The sequence below is a fragment of the Acetivibrio ethanolgignens genome (assembly GCF_001461035.1).
GTDB lineage: Bacteria > Bacillota > Clostridia > Lachnospirales > Lachnospiraceae > Velocimicrobium > Velocimicrobium ethanolgignens.
The window spans coordinates 23,002-29,234 of sequence record NZ_LNAM01000160.1 but is presented as its reverse complement, the minus strand read 5'-3'; the positions used below and the strand labels follow the sequence as shown (position 1 = coordinate 29,234).

Annotated in this window: 8 protein-coding genes; all 8 read right to left on the bottom strand. The window is 35.8% G+C overall.

Going from position 1 to position 6,233, the window contains the following annotated elements; all coding sequences use genetic code 11:
* Positions 1–201: 201 nt before the first annotated feature.
* The 8 genes from ASU35_RS10490 to ASU35_RS10455 all read right to left on the bottom strand — a co-directional run bounded on the left by ASU35_RS10490 (position 202) and on the right by ASU35_RS10455 (position 6,233).
* Positions 202–777 carry a GNAT family N-acetyltransferase gene (locus ASU35_RS10490; RefSeq protein ID WP_058352974.1) on the bottom strand — a complete coding sequence of 192 codons (576 nt, stop codon included), beginning with the start codon at positions 775–777 and terminating at the stop codon, positions 202–204.
* 3 nt (positions 778–780) lie between these two features.
* Positions 781–984 (bottom strand): hypothetical protein, encoded by a 204-nt coding sequence (locus ASU35_RS10485; protein WP_058352973.1) that lies wholly within the window; start codon positions 982–984, stop codon positions 781–783.
* 128 nt (positions 985–1,112) lie between these two features.
* Entirely contained in the window at positions 1,113–2,267 is a 1,155-nt protein-coding gene (locus tag ASU35_RS10480) for a DegT/DnrJ/EryC1/StrS family aminotransferase (protein WP_058352972.1), read from the bottom strand.
* The gene (locus ASU35_RS10475) at positions 2,249–3,328 is read right to left on the bottom strand and encodes a hypothetical protein (protein ID WP_058352971.1); all 1,080 of its coding nucleotides are present in this window, start codon (positions 3,326–3,328) and stop codon (positions 2,249–2,251) included. The genes ASU35_RS10480 and ASU35_RS10475 overlap by 19 nt, the downstream gene beginning before the upstream one ends.
* Positions 3,315–4,832 (bottom strand): MBOAT family O-acyltransferase, encoded by a 1,518-nt coding sequence (locus ASU35_RS10470; RefSeq protein ID WP_058352970.1) that lies wholly within the window; start codon positions 4,830–4,832, stop codon positions 3,315–3,317. The genes ASU35_RS10475 and ASU35_RS10470 overlap by 14 nt, the downstream gene beginning before the upstream one ends.
* A 12-nt stretch (positions 4,833–4,844) precedes the next feature.
* Positions 4,845–5,576: an SDR family NAD(P)-dependent oxidoreductase gene (locus ASU35_RS10465; protein WP_058352969.1), complete on the bottom strand. Its 732-nt coding sequence runs from the start codon at positions 5,574–5,576 to the stop codon at positions 4,845–4,847.
* Positions 5,566–5,988, bottom strand: coding sequence for a MaoC/PaaZ C-terminal domain-containing protein (locus ASU35_RS10460; protein ID WP_058352968.1), 423 nt, complete (start codon positions 5,986–5,988; stop codon positions 5,566–5,568). The genes ASU35_RS10465 and ASU35_RS10460 overlap by 11 nt, the downstream gene beginning before the upstream one ends.
* Complete coding sequence (locus ASU35_RS10455; RefSeq protein WP_058352967.1) at positions 5,985–6,233, bottom strand: acyl carrier protein; 249 nt, start codon at positions 6,231–6,233, stop codon at positions 5,985–5,987. Before ASU35_RS10455 ends, ASU35_RS10460 begins: the two co-directional genes overlap by 4 nt.

Here is a 6,233-nt window from a genome sequence, read left to right as displayed (position 1 = left end):
CTATTCTTTTAATTAAAACATAGGCAGATGAATAATTCCATACGGTGGATTATTCATCGTTTACCGAAAAACTATTGACACTATCCCTTAAAGCTGACACTATCTGTGTACCACAAGGTACGTGCTATTGGGCGCTTACCAAAATAAAAAAGTATCGCTCCGTAACTAATTTTAGTTATGGAGCGACGATTTGGTTTACTCTTATAATTTCATATACATTGGAATGTTCTGATTGATTTCCATATTATTTTCTTTCTCCATATAGGCTTCGAAATTCTGAAAACCATTCCTTTCATAGAACCGATATGCTTTTCTATCAGCATATAGCAAAATATACTCCACTAAAGCCATTTTTTCCGAAATCTCTTTACAGTGTTGAATAACTTTTGCCAGTATGCTATCGCTAAGATAGAAATGATTATCTGGTTCTTTATCATTAGCAGATTCTTCATTGTAATGCATCTTTTGATAATCTACATCAACTGCAAAAATATCAATTTTAACTGACGGCAATAATTTCATATAATTTGTCTGAGTAAAAACAATACCAGAAACAGCAATTGAAATGATTGCTATAATTTTTCCATTTTGGTTATCCTCTGCCTTAAATATAAGACCATCTTCATTAATAACCTCATCTCCTGGAATTATGTCGTTCTGTATAAATGCATCTAACTTCGAATTGCCGCACGTAAATTGTTTTACTTTATTTTTATCTTTTATCTGTAATAAATCCAATGAATATTCAACTTCTTCACCATATGTATACTTGGACATTAATTACCTTTTAGAAGTACCACGGCTTTCTTTTTTTGTAAATTTTTCAAATTTAGCCATAACGTTTTTAAATTGACTATTGTCTTGTTTCAAAAAAGCTTCTGATTTCTTTGGGTTTAAAACAAATGCCTTATTGGTTGGTTTGGTAAGCGCAGCCATAGTATCTTCCTCCTTTTCTTTCGTATAGTTCTCTTCTTTACTGTTCATATACAACCTCCCTAAAAAAGATTATATATAAACTCACCATGTATGTCTTAAAAAATATGTCAAGTAAAAATATCACTTTTTGTATAATTATAGTATCACATAATCTTTTCTAATTCAATCCCAACTTATTAGAAAAAGCTCTTCACAGCCTCCACAATCTGCTTCTGCTCCTCTTCCTTCAAATACGGATGCAGCGGCAACGCCAGTACTCTCTTGCAAAGCCCGGCAGAAACACTCAAATCCACCTTCACACAATCCATTCCAGCAAAGGCAGTCTGCTCATGCATCGGCTTTGGATAATAAACCATCGTCGGGATTCCTTTTTCCTTTAAATAAGCCTGTAATCCATCCCGTTCCTCCTCACTGTTCAGCAAAATGGAATACTGTGCCCAGCTGGAATAAAAGCTTTCCTTCACTGCAGGCACTTTCACAAGCCCTTCCAGCTCCTTTTTCCCAGATAGCTCTCTGGTGTAAATAGCTGCTGCCTTGTTCACATCTTCCAATTCATAATCCTCAAATGCCTTCAGCTTGACCTGTAGGATAGCCGCCTGTATGGTATCCAGACGGGAATTCATGCCAATCCCTACATTGTCATATTTGTCCGAACCCTTTCCATGAATCCGCAGGGAACGAAGCAAATCTGCCCATGTATCATTGTCGGTAAAAATAGCACCGCCATCTCCATAGCAGCCCAACGGCTTTGCAGGGAAGAAAGAAGTCGTGGAAATATCTCCAAAGCTACAGGCTCTATGCTCTGTACCATCTATCAGAATCCTTCCACCAAAGCCCTGGGCTCCATCCTCTAATATGTAAAGCCCATATTTGTCAGCAAGCTTTCTGATAGCTACATAATCAGCCGGCTGGCCAAACAAATCAACTGCTACAATCACCTTTGGTGTAAGCTTTCCTTCCTTTAACACAATCTCAATTGCCTGCTCCAGAGAAGTGGGGGACATATTAAAGCTATCCTCTTCTATATCCACGAAAATCGGTGTAGCACCTTCATAAGCTACCGTTTCACCAGAAGCAAAGAAAGTAAAATCCGGTACAAAAACAGCATCTCCAACTCCAACATTCCATGCCATCAAAGCAAGAGTTAAGGCATCGGTACCATTAGCACAGGTAATACAGTGCTTTGCTCCCACATAGGAAGCAAGCTGGACTTCCAGCTCTGTTACCTGAGTGCCGGAGATGAAATTTGATTCTTCCATAACCTTAATGACAGCTTGATCGATTTCCGGTTTTAATGTTTGGTATTGGGTTTTTAAATCTCTGAATTGCATGGTAACACTCCTTCTTTCCACTCATCATAGCTATTATAAAAATAGTTTTCCTTATCAAAATTTTCCATTTTTCTTTCCTTCAATATTCTAGCTACCCCATCGCTAAACAACAAAGCATATTTTCCATTCATGTGGCTTGAATCATAATAATAGATCTTATCATTTCTTGGCAGATACTCCCTTTTGCAATAATTAAAATCATAATATTCCACCCCGGTTTCTTGTGCCAGTTGCTCTATAAATAAATGAATTTCTTCATAATTTTCCAATTTTATAATGGACACTTCCGGTATTGGTGCTGTCACCCATATGATATCAATACCTTTTTCCTTACACAAAGCAGTAGTTTTTTTCAGCCAAAAAATTTTCTGTTCATGGATCGTTTCTTTTTTCCAAGGATATGGCTCTACCACCAGTTCTCTCTCCTCAAAACTATCATAACTATAAACAAATCCCTTTTCCTGATATTCCTCCAATATTTTTCCATCCCTGAAAACTTTAATTGGAAGATTTTTAAAGTACCCATTCTCCCATTTATCCTTTAAATTTTTTATTGCTTCCAAAGGAGTTTTCGTACTTCGGTTTCTGTAACAGGGAAACATCACCTCTGCTAATTCTTCTGTTTCCATTGCGGATTTCACATAATTACACTTATTTGCCCCATTACGCATATTGTCTAATAATATATAATCACTCAGTTTTGTCTCTCCATCAACGTACTCAAGATTTGAATATGTTATTTCCATCACTACTGTAGATGGCCTATTCTTTTTTAAAGCTTCTTTTAATAGGAAATAACCTCCCTCATAAGTCTGGTTAGAAGTTCCCAAATTAAAAGAATTTATCTCCAATTCCTCATCAAATATTGATGGAACAAAGCTTCTGTAAGTATGGGAAGCTCCGCAAAAAAATAAATCTATATTTTTCTCCTGATGGTATAATTCATGAAACATAAGTTTTACATAAGAAGAAGCTAAATAGGCTTCATTCACTATAAAAAGCAAAAAAACTCCAAGAGCAAAAAAAGCTGCTATTTTTACACCCTTTTTAAAAATTTGCATATAAGAAGCCCTCCATTACATTGATTCCATTTACTGCAAATAAAAGAATCGAAAAAATTAGTAAATAGTACAATCCCCACCGAAATGGAAACAACAATCCAGCCACTTTTTCCTGCAAATTACCCTTCCGATTTAATACAAAAACCACTATACATACAATTAATCCATATCCAAGCTGTAAAAATTCATACCGAGAATAACAAGTTAAAACCACTTCCTTTAGACGTAAAACAAAAGTTCCAAATGGCATAATACCAATATTCAAAAATGCATGAGAATACATATCTATACCTTCTAGCAAACTTTGACTAAAGAAAAATAATACCGTACAAGAGAACATCAAAAAAGTTTTTCCTCTCCGCAGCCAAATATACCATAACGCCTTCCTATTAATATGTAACTTCTCACAAAAAGCTTTTATATAAGGCTCCAACACTTCTTCCAAAAGTATAAAAAACCATGTTGTTACCCCAAAACCAAGAATATATTTCCATGCCCCACCATGCCAGATACCTGCACACACCCATAAAATAAACATTGCCAAAAAGGTGGCTGCTCTTTTTCCAGCCTTTTTTCCGAAATGTTTTCTAAAAAATCTACTTATCATTTGTATCAAACCGCTTTTCATTACTGGATAATAAATATAATCCTTGAGCCATGCTCCTAATGTAATGTGCCACCTTCTCCAAAACTCTGCTAGAGTTTCTGCTAAAAATGGTTGCTCAAAATTTTCTGGCAAATCAATACCAAACATGGAAGAAATTCCAAGCACAATATCCATAGCTGATGAAAAATCCATATATAGTCTTATTGCAGCTACAAAAGTTGCCCCCGCTATTTCAATTCCTGTATACGCAGTATACGAACCATAAATCTGGTTTACCAAAACTGCCAGTCTCTCTGCTACTACAAGCTTTTTAAATAATCCCCACAGAACTCTCTGCATTCCAAAAGCTACTTTTTTTCCATCAAATGCATATCCTCTGCAAAATTGATTTTCTACCTGACGATATCTTAAAATTGGCCCCATTGTTATACAAGGAAAATAAAATCCAAAAAGAAGCACTTTCCCTAAATTTTTTTCTGGTACTTGTATTTTCCAATATACATCAATAATATAAGACAGCAAGCTTAAAGAATAAAAAGAAATTCCTATTGGTGCTGTTTTTTCTATATATCGTATTGTAAAAACTCTATTTAAATTTTCTATTACAAAATTGCTATACTGAAACACAAATAACATTCCAAATATAAAAGTAAAACCTATCCAGAAAATTACAGAACGCCTTTTCCCCGTTTCGCATTTTCCCATGCTTATCCCGGCTATCCATGCTACCATGCCTGCCACAAAGAGAAAAACAAAGCCTTCTTTCCCGGCAAACCAAAAGTAAAGTCCCATACTCCCTGCCAGTAAAATAATCCGTTGATAACGCTTTGGAATAGCATAATATATTCCACAAAGAATTATTATAATAAAAAGAAAATTTAACTTTGTAATTGGCACCTTTTCTCCTCCCTAATTCCCTCCACCAGATACTAGTATATTCTGTCCTGTAACAAACCCTGCCTCCTCTGACAACAAAAATTCAATAGCAGGGCATACATCCTCTACTCTTGCATTTCTTTTTTGCGGATTTTTTTCTGCATTTTGCTCAACAACCAGCGAAGGGATCTCACTTACCATCTTTGTTTCCATCATAGACGGTGATACTCCATTGATACAAATTCCCTGTGCCGCATATTCGGAAGCTAAAGCCTTTACCAACCCCAGGAGGGCATACTTTACCGAAACATAACTGGATAAATAGCTAGGTGCTATATTTTCTGTACATGAAGACAGCATAACAACTACTTTCCCATATTTTTTCTTTTTCATTTCTGGTAACAGCTTATTTAATATAATCACAGCAGACCGCAACTGTACATCTATATCTCTTTGAAAAACTTCCCAGCTAATTTTTTGAAATTTATAATTTGCATATTTATTTGCAGAAAGATGTAATATATGAGTTGGCATTTCTCCCAATGATGTAATTTCTTCCACCAATCTGTAAGTTTCTTCTTCAGAAGATAAATCTGCTTTTAATAAAACCAACTTTTCTCCGATTATATCCTCTAATGTTTCCAGCTTTTCTGAAGAAGAACGATAATGAGCTATGATTTTTTGATAAGCTCCATGATATCTTTTGATATAAGATATTCCCACGTCGGAAGAAGCTCCAATTACAAGTAATATTTTATCCCGCATTCTGTACTCCTGCTTTCATTATTCCTCTGGAAACCTTCTTTCCATGCTGATTTCTTATTGTCACCTTAATTGTCAGAAACTGAAAGATATCATTTTTTTCGGTTACTTTTCCTTCAATGAGCAGCCTGTCACCTATATACACCGGACTTGAAAATTTCACTTCTATACTGTGAATTAAACAATATTTTCCCGGAAGATAGACTCCTCCCAGTGTAGAATAAAAGCTCGCTGTCAACATACCGTACACGACCTCTGACGGGTATCCCTGCAAAGCAGCAAATTCCTTATCACAGTGCAACGGATTAACATCACCAGTAATATCCTTAAATTTCTCCATCATTTCCTTTGTAATAATAACCTCAAATTTTTCTTCTGTCCCTATCTCTATTTCCTCATACCGGTAATCATTCATTCCTGCTTCCCTCGTTCCTGGATGATCGCTACCATCTCTCCCACATTCTTCATACTGGTAACCTCGCCCATAGTAAACTTCATCTGAAAGTACTGCTCCACGGCAACCACAAGGTTGATATGCTCCAGACTATCCCAATCCTCAATGTCATTGGCCGTCGTTTCTGCTGTTACTGTAATATCTTCATCATCAAAAACATCACGAAATACCTCGTTTAATGCTTCATAAATCTTTTCCTGCGTCAT